General features: G+C 72.1%; 13 protein-coding genes. 6 read left to right on the forward strand and 7 right to left on the reverse strand.

The window, feature by feature from the left end; translation table 11 throughout:
* Positions 1-138: 138 nt before the first annotated feature.
* Genes ACGFYP_RS17065 through ACGFYP_RS17085 form a run of 5 tightly spaced genes read right to left on the reverse strand, consistent with a single transcriptional unit; the run spans position 139 to position 5,558 of the window.
* Positions 139-1,449 (reverse strand): DUF58 domain-containing protein, encoded by a 1,311-nt coding sequence (locus ACGFYP_RS17065; RefSeq protein ID WP_393493516.1) that lies wholly within the window; start codon positions 1,447-1,449, stop codon positions 139-141.
* 12 nt (positions 1,450-1,461) lie between these two features.
* Complete coding sequence (locus tag ACGFYP_RS17070; protein WP_393493519.1) at positions 1,462-2,445, reverse strand: AAA family ATPase; 984 nt, start codon at positions 2,443-2,445, stop codon at positions 1,462-1,464.
* The gene (locus ACGFYP_RS17075) at positions 2,442-3,641 is read right to left on the reverse strand and encodes a DUF4350 domain-containing protein (RefSeq protein WP_393493522.1); all 1,200 of its coding nucleotides are present in this window, start codon (positions 3,639-3,641) and stop codon (positions 2,442-2,444) included. The genes ACGFYP_RS17070 and ACGFYP_RS17075 overlap by 4 nt, the downstream gene beginning before the upstream one ends.
* Positions 3,638-4,327 (reverse strand): DUF4129 domain-containing protein, encoded by a 690-nt coding sequence (locus ACGFYP_RS17080; protein WP_393493525.1) that lies wholly within the window; start codon positions 4,325-4,327, stop codon positions 3,638-3,640. Before ACGFYP_RS17080 ends, ACGFYP_RS17075 begins: the two co-directional genes overlap by 4 nt.
* Positions 4,328-4,331: 4 nt before the next feature.
* A complete protein-coding gene (locus tag ACGFYP_RS17085) occupies positions 4,332-5,558 on the reverse strand; it encodes a hypothetical protein (protein WP_393493528.1) in 1,227 nt (408 codons plus the stop codon).
* A gap of 473 nt (positions 5,559-6,031) precedes the next feature.
* Here ACGFYP_RS17085 and mtrA point away from each other — a divergent pair, with 473 nt between their 5' ends.
* The 6 genes from mtrA to ACGFYP_RS17115 all read left to right on the forward strand — a co-directional run bounded on the left by mtrA (position 6,032) and on the right by ACGFYP_RS17115 (position 13,410).
* Entirely contained in the window at positions 6,032-6,709 is a 678-nt protein-coding gene (mtrA, locus tag ACGFYP_RS17090; protein WP_055539974.1) for a two-component system response regulator MtrA, read from the forward strand.
* A gap of 1 nt (position 6,710) precedes the next feature.
* Entirely contained in the window at positions 6,711-8,729 is a 2,019-nt protein-coding gene (mtrB, locus tag ACGFYP_RS17095) for an MtrAB system histidine kinase MtrB (protein ID WP_393493533.1), read from the forward strand.
* Positions 8,730-8,808: 79 nt separating this feature from the next.
* The gene (locus ACGFYP_RS17100) at positions 8,809-10,581 is read left to right on the forward strand and encodes an LpqB family beta-propeller domain-containing protein (RefSeq protein ID WP_393493536.1); all 1,773 of its coding nucleotides are present in this window, start codon (positions 8,809-8,811) and stop codon (positions 10,579-10,581) included.
* Positions 10,582-10,668: 87 nt separating this feature from the next.
* Positions 10,669-11,424, forward strand: a complete 756-nt coding sequence (locus ACGFYP_RS17105) for a ComF family protein (protein ID WP_393493538.1) — start codon at positions 10,669-10,671, stop codon at positions 11,422-11,424.
* A gap of 330 nt (positions 11,425-11,754) precedes the next feature.
* Complete coding sequence (hpf, locus tag ACGFYP_RS17110; RefSeq protein WP_361962496.1) at positions 11,755-12,435, forward strand: ribosome hibernation-promoting factor, HPF/YfiA family; 681 nt, start codon at positions 11,755-11,757, stop codon at positions 12,433-12,435.
* A gap of 219 nt (positions 12,436-12,654) precedes the next feature.
* Positions 12,655-13,410 (forward strand): response regulator transcription factor, encoded by a 756-nt coding sequence (locus ACGFYP_RS17115; protein ID WP_361962498.1) that lies wholly within the window; start codon positions 12,655-12,657, stop codon positions 13,408-13,410.
* Here the strand turns inward: ACGFYP_RS17115 and ACGFYP_RS17120 are convergent.
* Positions 13,403-14,566: a DNA glycosylase AlkZ-like family protein gene (locus ACGFYP_RS17120; protein ID WP_361962500.1), complete on the reverse strand. Its 1,164-nt coding sequence runs from the start codon at positions 14,564-14,566 to the stop codon at positions 13,403-13,405. The genes ACGFYP_RS17115 and ACGFYP_RS17120 overlap by 8 nt on opposite strands.
* A 30-nt stretch (positions 14,567-14,596) precedes the next feature.
* Entirely contained in the window at positions 14,597-15,214 is a 618-nt protein-coding gene (locus ACGFYP_RS17125; protein ID WP_393493545.1) for a GNAT family N-acetyltransferase, read from the reverse strand.
* Positions 15,215-15,341 lie beyond the last annotated feature (127 nt).

The following is a 15,341-nucleotide window of genomic DNA, read 5'->3' on the forward strand; positions in this document are numbered from 1 at the left end:
GGGACCCTGTGGGAGAGTAGGACGCCGCCGAACAATCATTGTGGGAAAGCCCCGCACCTTCTGGTGCGGGGCTTTTCTGCGTTCCAGGGCCGTTTCCCAGGAGCCTGTGGGCTCCTTTTCGGATCCACAGGCTCCGTCTCAGAGGCGGCCGGCTGCTTTCAGGGCGAGGTAGGCGTCTGCCAGGGCCGGGGCGAGGTTTTCTGGGGTGGCGTCGACGACTGTGACGCCGTAGCGGCGGAGTTGGTCCGCCGTGCGGTGGCGCTGGGCTTGGGCCTGGGTGGCGGCCGCGGCTTCGTAGACGCCCTCGATCGTGCCTCGGCGAGAGGCCATGCGGTCGGTGTGCGGGTCCGCGACCGAGGCCACGAGCACCGTGTGGCGCTGTGTGAGCTGCGGGAGGACCGGGAGGAGGCCCTCCTCGATCGGGGCCGCGTCGAGGCTGGTGAGGAGAACGAGGAGCGAGCGGCGGGGGGCTCGGGCCAGGGCCGTCGCCGCGAGGGCGCGAGCGTCGGTCTCGACGAGTTCCGGCTCCAGCGGGGCCAGGGCGTTGACCACGGCGGGCAGGACGTCGCCGGCAGAGCGGCCCTGTACCTGGGCGCGGAGGCGGCGGTCGTAGGCAAGGAGGTCGACGCGGTCGCCGGCGCGGGAGGCGAGGGCGGTGAGGAGGAGAGCGGCGTCCATCGCGGCGTCGAGACGGGGGACGTCGCCGACGCGGCCGGCCGATGTGCGGCCGGTGTCGAGGACGATCAGGATGTGCCGGTCGCGCTCGGGGCGCCAGGTGCGGACGGCGACGGTGGTCTGGCGTGCGGTGGCCCGCCAGTCGATGGAGCGGGTGTCGTCGCCGGGGACGTACTCGCGGAGGCTGTCGAACTCCGTGCCCTCGCCGCGGGTGAGGACGCTGGTGCGGCCGTCGAGCTCGCGGAGGCGGGCCAGGCGGGACGGCAGGTGCTTGCGGCTGGTGAACGGGGGCAGGACGCGGAGCGTCCACGGCACGGTGTGGTTGCCCTGGCGGGCGGCCAGGCCGAGGGGGCCGTAGGAGCGGACGGTGACGCGGGCGGCGTGGCGGTCGCCTCGACGGGTGGGGCGCAGGGACGTCGTGAGGCGTCGGCGCTCGCCGGCGGGGACGGTCAACTTCTGGCGTGAGGCGGCCTGTTCGGTGCCGGGGAGCCAGCTGCTGGGCGGCCACGCGTCGCGGAGTTGGGCGCGCAGACGGCGGCGGGAGGGGTTGGTGACGGTCAGCTGGACCTCCGCGCCGTCACCCAGTCGAACTGTTGTGTCACCGCTTCGGGTGAACTGCAGCGTTCGCACTGGCGCGGCCATCGCGTAGTCGCACAGAATTGCGAGTGAGAGGGGCGCGTTCACCGCGAGCATCCCCGTCCAGCTGGGGGCGAGGATGCCCACGGGGAGTGATCCGAGGGCGGTGAGCAGGGCGGTTCGTCCGGTGAGGGCCATGGGGCGCCGTTCTCAGCGGGGTACGGGGACGTGGGCGAGGATCGAGTTGATGACGGAGTCGGCGGTGACGCCCTCCATCTCGGCCTCGGGCCGCAGTTGGACACGGTGGCGGAGAGTGGGGAGCGCGAGGGCCTTCACATCGTCCGGGGTGACGTAGTCCCGGCCGGTGAGCCAGGCCCAGGCGCGGGCGGTGGAGAGCAGGGCGGTGGCACCTCGGGGGGAGACACCGAGGGTGAGCGAGGGGGAATGGCGAGTGGCACGACAGATATCGACGACGTAGCCGGCGATCTCGGGGGAGACCGAAGTCTTGGCGACGGCATCGCGGGCGGCCCCGAGTTCGGCGGGGCCGGCGACCGGGCGGACCCCGGCGGCCTTGAGGTCGCGTGGGTCGAAGCCGTTCGCGTGCCGGGTCAGGACGTTGATCTCGTCCTCGCGCGAAGGCAGGGGGACCGTCAGCTTCAGGAGGAAACGGTCGAGTTGGGCCTCGGGGAGGGGGTAGGTGCCCTCGTACTCGACCGGGTTCTGGGTCGCGGCGACGAGGAACGGGTCGGGGAGCGGGCGGGGTGTTCCGTCGACGGTGACCTGACGTTCCTCCATGGCCTCGAGGAGGGAGGCCTGGGTCTTGGGGGGCGTGCGGTTGATCTCGTCGGCCAGGAGCAGGTTGGTGAAGACAGGGCCGGGCTGGAAGGAGAACTCTGCGGTGCGGGCGTCGTAGACCAGTGAGCCGGTGACATCGCTCGGCATCAGGTCGGGGGTGAACTGGACGCGCTTGGTGTCGAGTTCGAGCGTGGCGGCGAGCGCGCGGACCAGGAGCGTCTTGGCGACGCCGGGGACTCCTTCGAGGAGGACGTGGCCGCGGCAGAGGAGGGCGACGACGAGTCCGGTGACGGCGGGGTCCTGGCCGACCACGGCCTTCGCGATCTCGGTGCGCAGGGCCTCCAGGGAGGCGCGGGCGCTGTCCGGATCCGTAGGGGTCTCGGGGGTCGGGGCGCTCATGAGGTGCGTACCTCTCTTTCGAGGGCGTCGAGTTGGTCTGCCAGGCGGATGAGTGCGGCGTCGTCGGCGGGAGCCGCGCCGAAGAGGAGGTCCCTGGGGTCCGCGTCGGTTCCGTCGAGCCGGGCGGTGAGCGCGGGGAGCAGGGTCTCGGGTGAGTGGGCGTCCTGGGCGGCGACGCCGAGGAGCGGGGCGATCCGGGTACGGGTCGCGGTGCGCAGGACGGCGGCGGCGCGGTCGCGGGCGTCGGCCTTGCGGTAGAGGCGGGCGCGGCCCTCGGTGGCTTCGGAGGCGCGGATGGCGACCGGGAGGGGCTCGGTCACCAGGGGGCCGAGGCGGCGGCCTCGCCAGATGGCGGCGAGGACGGCGGCGAGGGCGAGTTGGAGCGCGCCCCACAGCCAGCCCGAGGGGATGAGGGAGAAGAAGCTGTCGGTGGTGCTGCCGGGGGTCTCGCCCTCGGTGACGGATGTGTCGGAGAGCGAAGGGAGGTACCAGACGAGATGGGGGCGGGAGCCGAGGAGTTGCAGGGCGAGCGAGGCGTTGCCCTGCTGGTCGAGGTGTTCGTTGGTGAGGATGTCGGCGGAGCCGAGGAGGACGGTGTCGCCGCCGCCCGAGGTCGGGAGGGTGACGAGGGTGGGCTGCCCGTCGGCGGGGTAGCAGGTGGTCGCCTCGTCGAGGTCGGTGGTGTATCGCTCGCCGCCGAGGTCGACGCTGCCGGCGCGGACGGCGGCGGGAAGGGCGCAGCTTGGCTCGCGGACCGTCACCGAGGCGCTGGTGGCGGTGGTGACGCCGGGGGCGAGGGCGCCGAGGGAGGTGGCTCCGGCGCCGACGAGGAGGGTGCGGCCGCCGGAGACGGTCATGGCCCGGTGCAGGGTGGACTGTTGATGGTCGGTCAGCAGGTCCGGTGTGGTGACCAGGAGGGTGCTGTCGGAGTCGGCGGCGGTGGTCGCCTCGTCGAGGGTGGTGACCACCTGGAGGGTGACGCCCTGGGCCTTGAGGATCTCGGCGACGGCCCGGCTGCCGTCGGGGTCGGCGGAGCGGGGGTCGAGGTGGCCGTGGTGGTCGGCGGAGCGCACGGTCGCCAGGACGACGCCGCCGATGAGGATCAGGGCGAGGACGAGGAGGACGCCTCGGGTCCGGGTCCAGAGCTGGCGGGGGGTGAGCGACGCCGAGGTGGTGCTGGTGGGAGGCCGGGTCATCGGGGCGCTCCCGCGGCGGCGGTGTCGAGGGTCGGCCTGGTCCGCTCCAGGGAGGTGTCCAGGTCCTCGATGCGGCGGTACGCGGGCTCGTCGGCGGTGCGGCCGCCGTATGTGATGTCGTCGAAGGAGCGGGCCGCGGCGCGGAGTTCGTCGGTGTGCGAGGGCAGGGTGCGGGCCGCCTCGGCGGCTGCCTCGTCGGCGGTGCGGCCAGGGCGGGGGTCGAGCAGGGTGCGCTCCTCCAGGGAGCGGACGATGGCCCGCATCCGTTCCTGGACGGCCTGGTTCCAGCGGCCGGCGTCGGCGTGCCGGGCGGCGGCGGCCCGGTGGTCGTCGGCGGTGCGAGGGCCGTCCTCGAAGAGGGAGTCCCCGGTGGTGGGGGTGCGCCGGGGGGTGCCGAGCCGCCACCAGACTCCGCCGACCAGGGCGAGTACGACCACGACGATCACGAGAAGTCCGAGCAGGCCGCCGGGGGTTGCTCCCGCCGCCGCGTCGAAGAGGCCGCCGACCCACTCCCAGAAGCGGGTGAGGCCGCGTTCGAGGAGGTTGGGTTCGTTCTCGTGGTACATCGGCTTGGACAGTTCCCGCTCCGCCGCCTCCCGTGCGGGGACGCGGGGAACGTCCACGGGTACGTCGTCGGCGCCTAGGAGCGGCCTCCGCGCCGTGATCGTGCCCCCCGTTTCGATCACCCTGTCAGCTCCCGGTGGCCGTATCGCCGGGGGCGGGGCCGTAGCCGGGGACACCGGCGGCGCGGGCGAGTTCGAGGTCCAGGGCTTCGCGGCGGATGCGCTGGTCGATGTAGAGGAGGACGGTCACGCCGGCCGAGATCGGGTACGTGATCGCGTTGATGACGACGCCGCCGATGCCGGTGATGATCAGGAACGTCCAGCCGAACTCGGGGGTGGATCCGGAGAGGAGGCCGTCGAAGCCCTTGCCGTCCAGGGCGATCCCGAGGATCGAGAACGGGATCGCGATGATCATCGCCACGAGGAAGAGCATCAGCTGCGTCAGGAGCGTGATGCCGAAGATCCGCCACCAGGCGCCCTGGACCAGCTTGGCGGAGCGCTTCAGCGACGGGACGATGCCCTGTCGCTCCAGCATCAGGGCGGGCGTGGCCAGGCTGAAGCGGACCATCAGCCAGATGACGACGGCCAGGCCGCCGAACGCGCCGAGGAGGACGAGCGCCGCGCCGGCGGCGGAGCCGACGAGGAGGCCGGGCAGCAGGGCGACCAGCATGATGGCCGCGCTCATCAGCGGCAGGAGCAGGGTCAGCCCGAGCAGTCGGAGCAGCCGGGGCCGGGCCTCCTGCCAGGCGGCGCCGAGCGAGACCGGGCGGCCGAGGACCGCGCGGCTGATGACCACGGTGAGCAGCGCGGCGCTGACCAGGGTGGCCATGAGGAGGATGAGGATCGCCGGGATCGAGCCGACGAGGCTCGTCTGCAGGGTGTCGCCGAGCTGGGCGAGCGCCTCGTCCGGGCTCGCGTCCGCGTCGATCTTGGGCGGCCTCGGGACGAGGAAGCGTTGGACGAGGATGTCGGCGGTCTGGGAGATCACCGCGACGGTGACCGTGATCGTGAGGACGGTGCGCCAGTAGGTACGCATCGTCGACACCGCGCCGTCGAGGATCTCGCCCATGCCCAGGGGGCGCAGCGGGATCACACCGGGCTTGGCGGCCGGGGGCCTGCCCCAGTTCCCCTGCGGCGGCGGGCCGCCCCAGCCCTGGCCGGGCCGGGGGCCGGGCGCCTGGCCGGGGACCGGCGCGGTCGGCGGGGTCCACTGTCCGGCGGGCGGCTGGTCCTTGGACCACTGGGGGGCGGAGCCGTTCGCGTCACCGGGCGTCGTGGGCCGGGGGACTCCGGCGCCGTCGTGGCCGTCGGAGGGAGCAGATCCGGGCGAGGTCCAGCCCGGAGTGTCGTTCACGGTCGTCCACCTCGAGGAATGGTCGCGGGGCCGACTCGGCGAGCCGGCGCGGTCACAGTGGCCGTTCCCCTGTCGGGGCGGCGGGCCGTGAGCCATCGTGCCACGAGGGGCCCGCCGGTGGGCGGGGCCCGCTATCACGTTCGTACCTTCCTTGCGGGAGCGTCCGGGGGTGGGCCAGGGGGCAGACTGGGCCGATGCCTGATCAGTACGCACAAACCGCGGCGGTGGCGGGGCGGCGAACGCGTGCTGGGGGAGAGTCCATGATCCGGGCCGGGCGGTTCCGTGGGCCGAGTGAGGCCGGTCAGGGTACGGTTCAGCACGGCCGACGGGGGCTACGGGGGTGACATCCATGTCTGACATCGACACCCACAGGCACCGACCGTCAACGGCGGGCAACCGCGGACGTCACCGCAGGTCAGTGAGGTATCTCACCAGCCGCCTTGAGACTGATACGGAAATGGGATGATGTCGATATGAAGGGACGCGTTCTCGTCGTCGACGACGACACCGCACTGGCCGAGATGCTCGGGATCGTGCTGCGGGGTGAAGGGTTCGAGCCGTCGTTCGTCGCGGACGGCGACAAGGCGCTCGCCGCATTCCGGGAGGTCAAGCCGGACCTGGTGCTGCTGGACCTGATGCTGCCCGGAAGGGACGGCATCGAGGTGTGCCGGCTCATCAGGGCCGAGTCCGGGGTGCCCATCGTCATGCTGACCGCCAAGAGCGACACGGTCGACGTCGTCGTGGGGCTCGAGTCCGGGGCCGACGACTACATCGTCAAGCCGTTCAAGCCGAAGGAGCTCGTCGCCCGGATCCGGGCGCGGCTGCGGAGGTCGGAGGAGCCCGCGCCGGAGCAGCTCGCCATCGGTGACCTGGTCATCGACGTGGCCGGGCACTCCGTGAAGCGCGACGGGCAGTCCATCGCCCTGACGCCGCTCGAATTCGACCTGCTCGTCGCGCTGGCCCGTAAGCCGTGGCAGGTCTTCACCCGTGAGGTCCTGCTGGAGCAGGTCTGGGGCTACCGGCACGCGGCCGACACCCGCCTGGTGAACGTGCACGTCCAGCGGCTGCGCTCGAAGGTCGAGAAGGACCCCGAGCGCCCGGAGATCGTGGTGACGGTCCGCGGTGTCGGCTACAAGGCGGGGCCGAGCTGACATGAGCAAGGGCAGTTCTGCTCCTGAGGCCGGGGACCGAGGAGTCCGGTCGGGGCGGGCTGTCGGACCGGGGCGGGGGGGCTCGCGATTCGGCCGTCTGCTCCAGGACGGGGCGCCTGGTGGTTCGGCGCTCCGGCTCCTCGCGCGCTGGGTACGTCGTCCGCTGCTGCCTGCCGTACGGCTGTGGCGGCGGAACATCCAGCTGCGGGTGGTCGCGGGCACCCTCCTGATGTCGCTCGGTGTGGTCCTGCTGCTCGGCCTGGTCGTCATCGGCCAGGTCCGTAACGGACTTCTCGACGCCAAGGAGCAGGCCGCCCAGAGCCAGGCCGCCGGTGGTTTCTCCGCCGCGCAGGACAAGGCGGCGACCACGCCGGCGGGGCCGGGCGGGCAGGAGGGCGGCCGGGCCGGTTCCTCGCTCACCTGGCGTTCCACGCTGGTGGAGCAGCTCGCGAGTGGTGGCCAGAGCGCGTTCAACGTGGTCGCGCTCTCCCTGGAGGACTCCGACGGGCCCGCGAGCCGGGGCGCCCGAGCCTCCGGCGAGGTCGATCCGGCCACGAGTATCCCCGCCGACCTGCGGCACTCCGTGGCCCAGGGCGCCGGCACCTTCCAGACGTACACCCGTGTCCACTACACCAACGGCAAGGGCTCCGAGCCGGGGCTCGTGGTCGGCAAGCGGCTCAACGACGCCGAGGGCACCCAGTACGAGCTGTACTACCTCTTTCCACTGACGCAGGAGGAGGACTCCCTCACCCTGGTCAAGGGCACGCTGGCGACCGCCGGGCTCTTCGTGGTGGTGCTGCTCGGCGCCATCGCCTGGCTCGTGGTGCGCCAGATCGTCACACCCGTGCGGATGGCGGCCGGGGTCGCGGAGCGGCTGTCGGCCGGACGTCTGCAGGAGCGGATGAAGGTCACCGGCGAGGACGACATCGCCCGCCTCGGTGAGGCCTTCAACAAGATGGCGCAGAACCTTCAGCTGAAGATCCAGCAGCTGGAGGAGCTCTCGCGGATGCAGCGGCGGTTCGTCTCGGACGTGTCGCACGAGCTGCGGACCCCGCTGACGACCGTACGGATGGCGGCCGACGTCATCCACGAGGCGCGCGTCGACTTCGATCCGGTCACCGCGCGCTCCGCCGAGCTGCTCGGCGACCAGCTCGACCGCTTCGAGTCGCTGCTCTCCGATCTGCTGGAGATCAGCCGCTTCGACGCGGGCGCGGCGGCGCTTGAGGCCGAGCCGATAGACCTGCGCCAGGTCGTACGGCGGGTGATCGGCGGCGCCGAGCCGCTCGCCGAGCGCAAGGGCGGCCGGATCGTGGTCGTCGGCGACGAGCAGCCGGTCGTGGCCGAGGCGGATGCCCGCCGGGTCGAGCGGGTGCTGCGCAACCTCGTGGTCAACGCCGTCGAGCACGGCGAGGGCAAGGACGTGATCGTCAGGCTGGCCTCGGCCGGCGGGGCCGTCGCGGTCGCCGTACGGGACTACGGAGTGGGCCTCAAGCCCGGCGAGGCGACCCGGGTGTTCAACCGGTTCTGGCGGGCCGACCCGGCACGCGCGCGTACCACCGGCGGGACGGGCCTGGGCCTGTCCATCGCGGTGGAGGACGCGCGGCTGCACGGTGGCTGGCTGCAGGCCTGGGGCGAGCCCGGTGGCGGCTCGCAGTTCCGGCTCACCCTGCCGCGCACCGCGGACGAGCCGCTGCGCGGATCCCCGATCCCGCTGGAGCCGGAGGACTCCCGGCGCAACCGGGAGCAGGCCAAGGCCCGGCCCGGGACCCGGGGGCAGGCCCAGGGGGAGACGCGGCAGGGCGCGGCGCGCCACGTGTCGTTGCCGGTGCAGCCGGTGGGAGACCGTCCGGCCCTGCCCGTACCGCCGCGGGTGCCGCCCGCGGCGCGGGCCACGGTGGACCCGACGGCGCTGCCGGGCAGTGGTGCCCGGGTGGTCGCGAGGGCGGCGGCCGAGGCCGACAGCGGGGAAGCGATGGCGTCGACGCACGCCGAGGGGGAGGACGGGACACGTGGGCGCTGACTTCCGAGGAGGGCGGAAGACGGCCAGGTCGAGCGTGCTTCTCGCGTGCGGCGGGCTGCTGGTGGCCGGGTGCGCGACGATGCCCGACAACGGGGACGTACGGCAGGTGAAGGCGTCCAACCCGGGCGACTCGCAGGTCCGCGTCTATGCCGTGCAGCCGCGGGAGAACGCCGAGCCCGACGAGATCGTCGACGGCTTCCTCGAAGCCATGACCAGTGACGATCCCGGCTTCGCGACGGCCAAGAAGTACCTGACGAAGCAGGCCGCGCGGTCCTGGAAGCCTGAGCAGAGCATCACGGTGCTCACCACGGCGCCGGACCGCGAGCAGGCCGACCGGCTCCCCGACCCCGAGACCCAGGGGCGGTCCTATCCGATCCGCGGCCGGCAGATCGGATACGTGGACGCCCGGCACGCCTACCAGCCGCGCAAGCCCACCGACTACCGGGACTTCATCCACGTCGTGCAGCAGCCCGCCGCCGACGGCAAGGGCAAGGAGTGGCGCATCGACCACCTGCCCCCCGGCCTTGTGCTCAGCGATGCCGACTTCCAGCGGAACTACCGCTCCGTCAACACCTACTACTTCGCGTCCGGTGAGGACTGGGTCGTCGCCGACCCGGTGTACATCCGGCAGCGGCAGGACCCGGTGACCCGGATGGATCCGGTGACGCAGACCGTCAGGGCGCTCCTGGAGGGGCCGACGAACTGGCTGAAGCCGGCCGTCGATTCGCGTTTCCCGTCCGGTACGCAGCTGAAGGAGGGCGTCACCACGCTCACGACGGACGACCAGTCCACGCTGAAGGTGCCGCTCAACTCCAAGGCCGACCGGGTGGGCGGGGAGGTGTGCCGGCGGATGGCGGCTCAGCTGCTGTTCACGCTCGGCGATCTGACGTCCGTACGGGTCGAACAGGTGGAGCTGCAGCGGGGTTCCGACGGTGGGCGGCTGTGCGTGCTGTCCAAGGCGCAGGCCGAGGAGTTCGCCCCGGTGCGCGACACGGGACGGGCGGAGAACCCGTTCTTCGTCGACGAGGAGGGCACGCTGAAGACGCTGCCCATCGGCGGCAAGGAGGACGCGCAGGCGGACGCGACGCTGGGGCCGTTCGGCAAGGGCGCCACGCCGCTGCGGTCGGTCGCCGTCGACCGGGACGAGAGCCGCGCGGCCGGGGTCGGCAAGGACGGGCGGGAGCTGCGCGTGGCGTCGATCCTCACCGACCAGGAGCTGCGCCCCGCGCTGGTGACGAGCACCGCGGCCAGGCCCGAGGACCGGTTGTCGGCGCCCAGCTGGGACGGCCGCGGGGATCTGTGGGTCGCCGACCGCAACCCGGCCGAGCCGAAGCTGTGGACGGTTCCGGACGGTGAGGGCACGCCCGTGGAGGTACGGGCGCCCTGGATGACGGGCGGCGCGCGCCTGGAGTCGCTGCGGGTCTCCGCCGACGGCGTGCGGATCGCTCTTCTCCTGAAGGAGAAGGACGGCCGGACGACCCTGAAGATCGGGCGGGTGGAGCGCGAGGGTGACGCGTCGCGGCCGACGGTGTCCGTCGTGGACCTGCAGTCCGTGGCGCCGCGCATGGAGACGGTCACGGCCGTGTCCTGGGCCGGTCCGAGCCGGCTCGTGGTGGTCGGCAAGGAAGCCGGTGGCGTCCAGCAGGTCCGGTACGTCCAGACCGACGGCGCGACGTCGGCGGCCTCGGTGCTGCCGGGCCTCAACGGGGTGACGGCGGTCGCCGCCCCCAACGACGACAAGGCGCCCGTCGTCGCCGACTCCGGCAACGACGGCATCGTGCGGCTGGTGCCGGGCGCGAACTGGCAGCGACTCGTCAAGATCGCGGGCACCGCTCCCGTCTACCCGGGGTAGCCACCGCCCCCCTCCGGGCGTTCCGGGCGTTCCGGGCGTTGTCCACAGGGGTGGCCGGGTGGGTCCCGCAGGAGGACAGTGGGAGCCATGCGGGGGTGGTGGCGCGAGATCGCCGGACTGGTGCTGCCGGTCGCCTGCGGAGGCTGCGGCAGGCCCCGTACGGAGTTGTGCCCGCCGTGCCGTGACGAGCTGACGGGTCCCGGGCCGCGCCGGGTCAGACCCCTGCCCGAGCCCGCCGGTCTGCCGGTGGTGCATGCCGCCGCGCCCTACGCCGACGCCGTACGTTCCGTCCTGCTCGCCCACAAGGAGCGCGGCGCGCTCTGGCTCGCCGGACCGCTCGGCTCCGCCCTTGCGGGCGCCGTGGAGGCGGCTGCCGGGCGCTCTGACGGCCCGGGGGCCGGTCCCCTTCTCCTCGTACCGGTGCCGTCGTCCCGGCGCTCGGTGCGGGCACGTGGCCACGATCCGACCCGGCGCATCGCGCTGGCCGCCGCCGGTCGGTTGCGCGGTCGGGGGCGGGCCGCACGGGTGATTCCGGTACTGCGCCAGCGCCGTGCCGTCGCGGACCAGTCGGGGCTCGGCGCCCCCGGGCGGTTCGCCAACCTGGCCGGGGCGCTGGAGGTCGTGGCGGGCGGCGCGCGGCTCATGGGGCGCGGACGGGTGGTCCTGGTCGACGACCTGATGACCACCGGCGCCTCGCTGACAGAGGCGGCGCGGGCACTGAGTGCCGTACACCCGTCGTTCATTCCGGGGTTGATCGGAGGCGATGTGGAAAGAGGATTCGTACAGCCGACGGCCGCGGTGGTCGCCTGTTCGCCGTCGTCGTTCGATATAAACCGGAACTGACCGGCGACTTGCATCGTTGCAGGTGGTGAGAGGTGAAAACACCCGTACGGAGGTATGTGGCTGCAGCGGGTGCCGACACCCGACCGAACGAGCTATGTTCGGTTGTGAGGAATGGCGAAGGCTACGCCTCATCGAATGCACGGGTGCGCCTACAGGACAGGAGTTCAGGGCGAATTAACCTCAGGTTGGTGGGGTGGGGATCTTGCCGACTGGGGAGGAGGAGGTGAAAGTCGCCAAGTCCGAGGCTCCGGCATTCACCGGAGTCTGGTGCAAAGGGAGATGCTCAGTGGCGTAGGAGCCGATCTGAGCGATCCGGGAACGGAGTTCTGCGTGGACATCGTCGTCAAGGGCCGCAAGACCGAGGTGCCCGAGCGGTTCCGCAAGCACGTGGCCGAGAAGCTGAAGCTGGAGAAGATCCAGAAGCTCGACGGCAAGGTGATCAGCCTCGACGTCGAGGTGTCCAAGGAGCACAACCCGCGGCAGGCCGACCGGTCCGACCGTGTGGAGATCACCGTCCATTCCCGAGGCCCGGTCATCCGGGCGGAAGCGGCGGCAGGCGACCCGTACGCAGCGCTCGACCTCGCCCACGGCAAGCTCGAGGCGCGCCTGCGCAAGCAGCACGACAAGAGGTACACCCGCCGTGGCAACGGCCGTCTCTCGGCCGCCGAGGTCGCCGACGTGGTGCCGGGCGTCGCCCAGCTGAACGGAAACGGCGAGCTGGTCGCCGACGAGGCCGGTGCCGTGCCCACCACGATGATGGGCTCCATCGAAGTGCAGGGCGAAGGCCCCCTGGTGGTCCGCGAGAAGACGCACAGGGCCGCCCCGATGACCCTCGACCAGGCGCTCTACGAGATGGAGCTCGTCGGTCACGACTTCTACCTCTTCGTCGACTCCGACACGAAGCAGCCGAGTGTCGTCTACCGGCGACACGCGTACGACTACGGCGTCATCCACCTGGAGAGCGACCCGCTCGCCGAGGGTGGCGGCGCCGGCGGTGCCCTCGGCGGCTGACCCACAGCCCGCAGGCACCCCCCGACCAACCCCCACAACTGTCCGTCTCGGTGCCCCTGGAGCGCCCCTTGCGCCCCCAGGGGCACCCCCGTGCGACCACGGGATCGCCGCGTTGTCGCCCGGGCATGAAATCATGGCGTGCACGCCAACCGGTGCTCCAAGAGCAGCGGTTGGAGGACCGAACACGAATTCAGGCCACGGCCTTCAGGGGGAGGAACGATGGCGGACAGCTTCGGGCCGGTGCACAGCGGGCGAGAGTCCGATGGCGCGGCCATCCCCGAGGGATCGGATTCAGCCAGCGGGGACTCCCGCAAAGAGCCGATCCGGGTCCTTGTGGTCGACGACCATGCCCTCTTTCGCCGGGGTCTGGAGATCGTCCTCGCCCAGGAGGAGGACATCCAGGTCGTCGGAGAGGCGGGTGACGGGGCCGAGGCGGTCGACAAGGCCGCGGATTTGTTGCCCGACATCGTGCTGATGGATGTACGGATGCCCAAACGAGGTGGCATCGAGGCCTGTACCTCCATCAAGGAGGTCGCCCCCAGCGCGAAGATCATCATGCTGACGATCAGCGACGAGGAGGCCGACCTCTACGACGCGATCAAGGCGGGCGCGACCGGCTATCTCCTGAAGGAGATCTCCACGGACGAGGTCGCCACCGCGATTCGCGCGGTGGCCGACGGCCAGTCGCAGATCAGTCCCTCGATGGCGTCCAAGCTCCTCACCGAGTTCAAGTCGATGATCCAGCGGACCGACGAGCGCCGGCTCGTGCCCGCGCCCCGGCTGACCGACCGCGAGCTGGAAGTCCTCAAGCTCGTCGCGACCGGGATGAACAACCGGGACATCGCGAAAGAACTCTTCATCTCCGAGAACACGGTGAAGAACCACGTCCGGAACATCCTGGAGAAGCTTCAGCTGCACTCCAGGATGGAGGCCGTCGTCTACGCGATGCGGGAGAAGATCCTGGAGATCAGGTGAGGGCGGCGGCCAGGGCCTCGGCCTGGGCCGGAGTCTCGGCGCGCTCGATCCGGACCGCGTCGCAGCCCACCCACTCGGCCGCCTCGCGCAGCGCCTGAGCCATCGGCGCGACCGCCTTGGCGGACTCCAGCGACACCTGCCGGGCCACCAGCGTGCGGCCCTCGCGCGCCGGGTCGACCCGGCCGAGCAGCTTTCCGCCCGCGAGCAGCGGCATCGCGAAGTAGCCGTGCACGCGCTTCTGCTTCGGCACGTACGCCTCCAGGCGGTGGGTGAAGCCGAAGATCCGCTCCGTGCGCGCCCGCTCCCAGATCAGCGAGTCGAACGGCGACAGCAGCGTCGTACGGTGCCGGCCGCGCGGCTCGCTCGCCAGCGCCGCCGGGTCCGCCCAGGCGGGCTTGGACCAGCCCGCCACCGTGACCGGGACAAGTCCCGAGGCCTCGACGACCGTGTCGAACTGCTCGTTCTTCAGCCGGTGGTAGTCGGCGATGTCCGCGCGCGTGCCCACGCCGAGCGCCTCGCCCGCCTGACGGACGAGCTGCCGGAGGCACTCGGTGTCGTCCAGGTCGTCGTGGAGCACGGCGTCCGGGATCGCCCGCTCGGCCAGGTCGTAGACCCGCTTCCAGCCGCGCCGCTCGGTGCACACCACCTCGCCGTACATCAGCGCCCGCTCGACGGCGACCTTCGACTCGGACCAGTCCCACCACTCGCCCTTGTTCTTCGCGCCGCCGAGCTCCGTCGCGGTCTGCGGGCCCTCCGCCCGCAGCTGCTTGATCACCGCGTCGTACGCCCCGTCCGGCAGGTCGTGGTACCACTGCGGACGCGAGCGGTAGCCGCGGCGCCGGAAGGCGAAGAGCGGCCACTCCTCGACGGGCAGGATGCAGGCCGCGTGCGACCAGTACTCGAAGGCGTGGCCCTCGGTCCAGTACGCGTCCTCGACCGTCGTACGCCCCACGGAGCCCAGGCGCGCGTACGGGATCAGCTCGTGCGAGCGGGCGAGCACGGAGATCGTGTCGAGCTGGACCTGCCCCAGGTGACGCAGGACGCCCCGCACGCCCGCGCGGCGGTCGGGCGCGCCCAGGAACCCCTGGGCCCGCAGGGCGATCCGGCGGGCTTCGTCCGCGGACAGTTCGGCGACGGGAGGCGGCACAGTGGTCATGATCCGCAGCCTAGAGGGCGGCACTGACACTCAGGCCTCGAACGCCGGAGCCGACGGCGGAGCCGACCGCGGAGCGGCCTGGGGAGCCGGCAGGTACGGCAGTGAGCCAGGGAGACCCAGGTCCGACGGGAGCAGCGAGCCCACCCACGAGTCCCGCAGGACGCCCTTGTTCGGCAGTGCGGCCCGCAGCACGCCCTCGATCCGGAAACCGGCCTTCTCGGCCGTCGCCAGGGAGCCCACGTTGCCGACCTCGGCCCGCCACTCCAGGCGCGTGCAGGCCAGGTCCTTGAAGGCCCAGCGGGCCAGGGCGAGGACGGTCTCCGTCATGTAGCCGCGGCCCCGGTGCTCCTTGGCCGTCCAGAAGCCGACCTCCCAGCTGCCCGAGCGCGGGTGGTGGAGCGCGGCGGCGGCGAGGATCGGGCCGCCCTGCCGGAGCCGTACGGCGAAGGTGTACTCGGTGTCGTTCCGCCAGCCGTCCGGGACGATCCGGTTCAGGAAGAACTCGGCGTCCTGACGCACGTAGGGCGAGGGCACCGTCGTCCAGCGCTGGATGTCGGGGTCCTGGCAGTGGGCGAGGACCTCGTCGAGGTCCTCGGGCCGGAACGTGTCGAGGGTCAGGCGGTCCGTGGTCAGTGTCGTCGGCTCCATGACGGAATTCTGGTCAGTGGAGGGGGCGGGGGCGAGCAGTTTTCGGGTCCTGGGGGCGGGAGCGCGGACTCGGGCCCGATTCCGGGCTGGGCGCGGGGCTGTGAGTGGGGGTGGGCGTGGGGTGGGC

Source organism: Streptomyces sp. NPDC048370, assembly GCF_043200825.1.
In the GTDB taxonomy this organism is placed as follows: Bacteria; Actinomycetota; Actinomycetes; order Streptomycetales; family Streptomycetaceae; genus Streptomyces.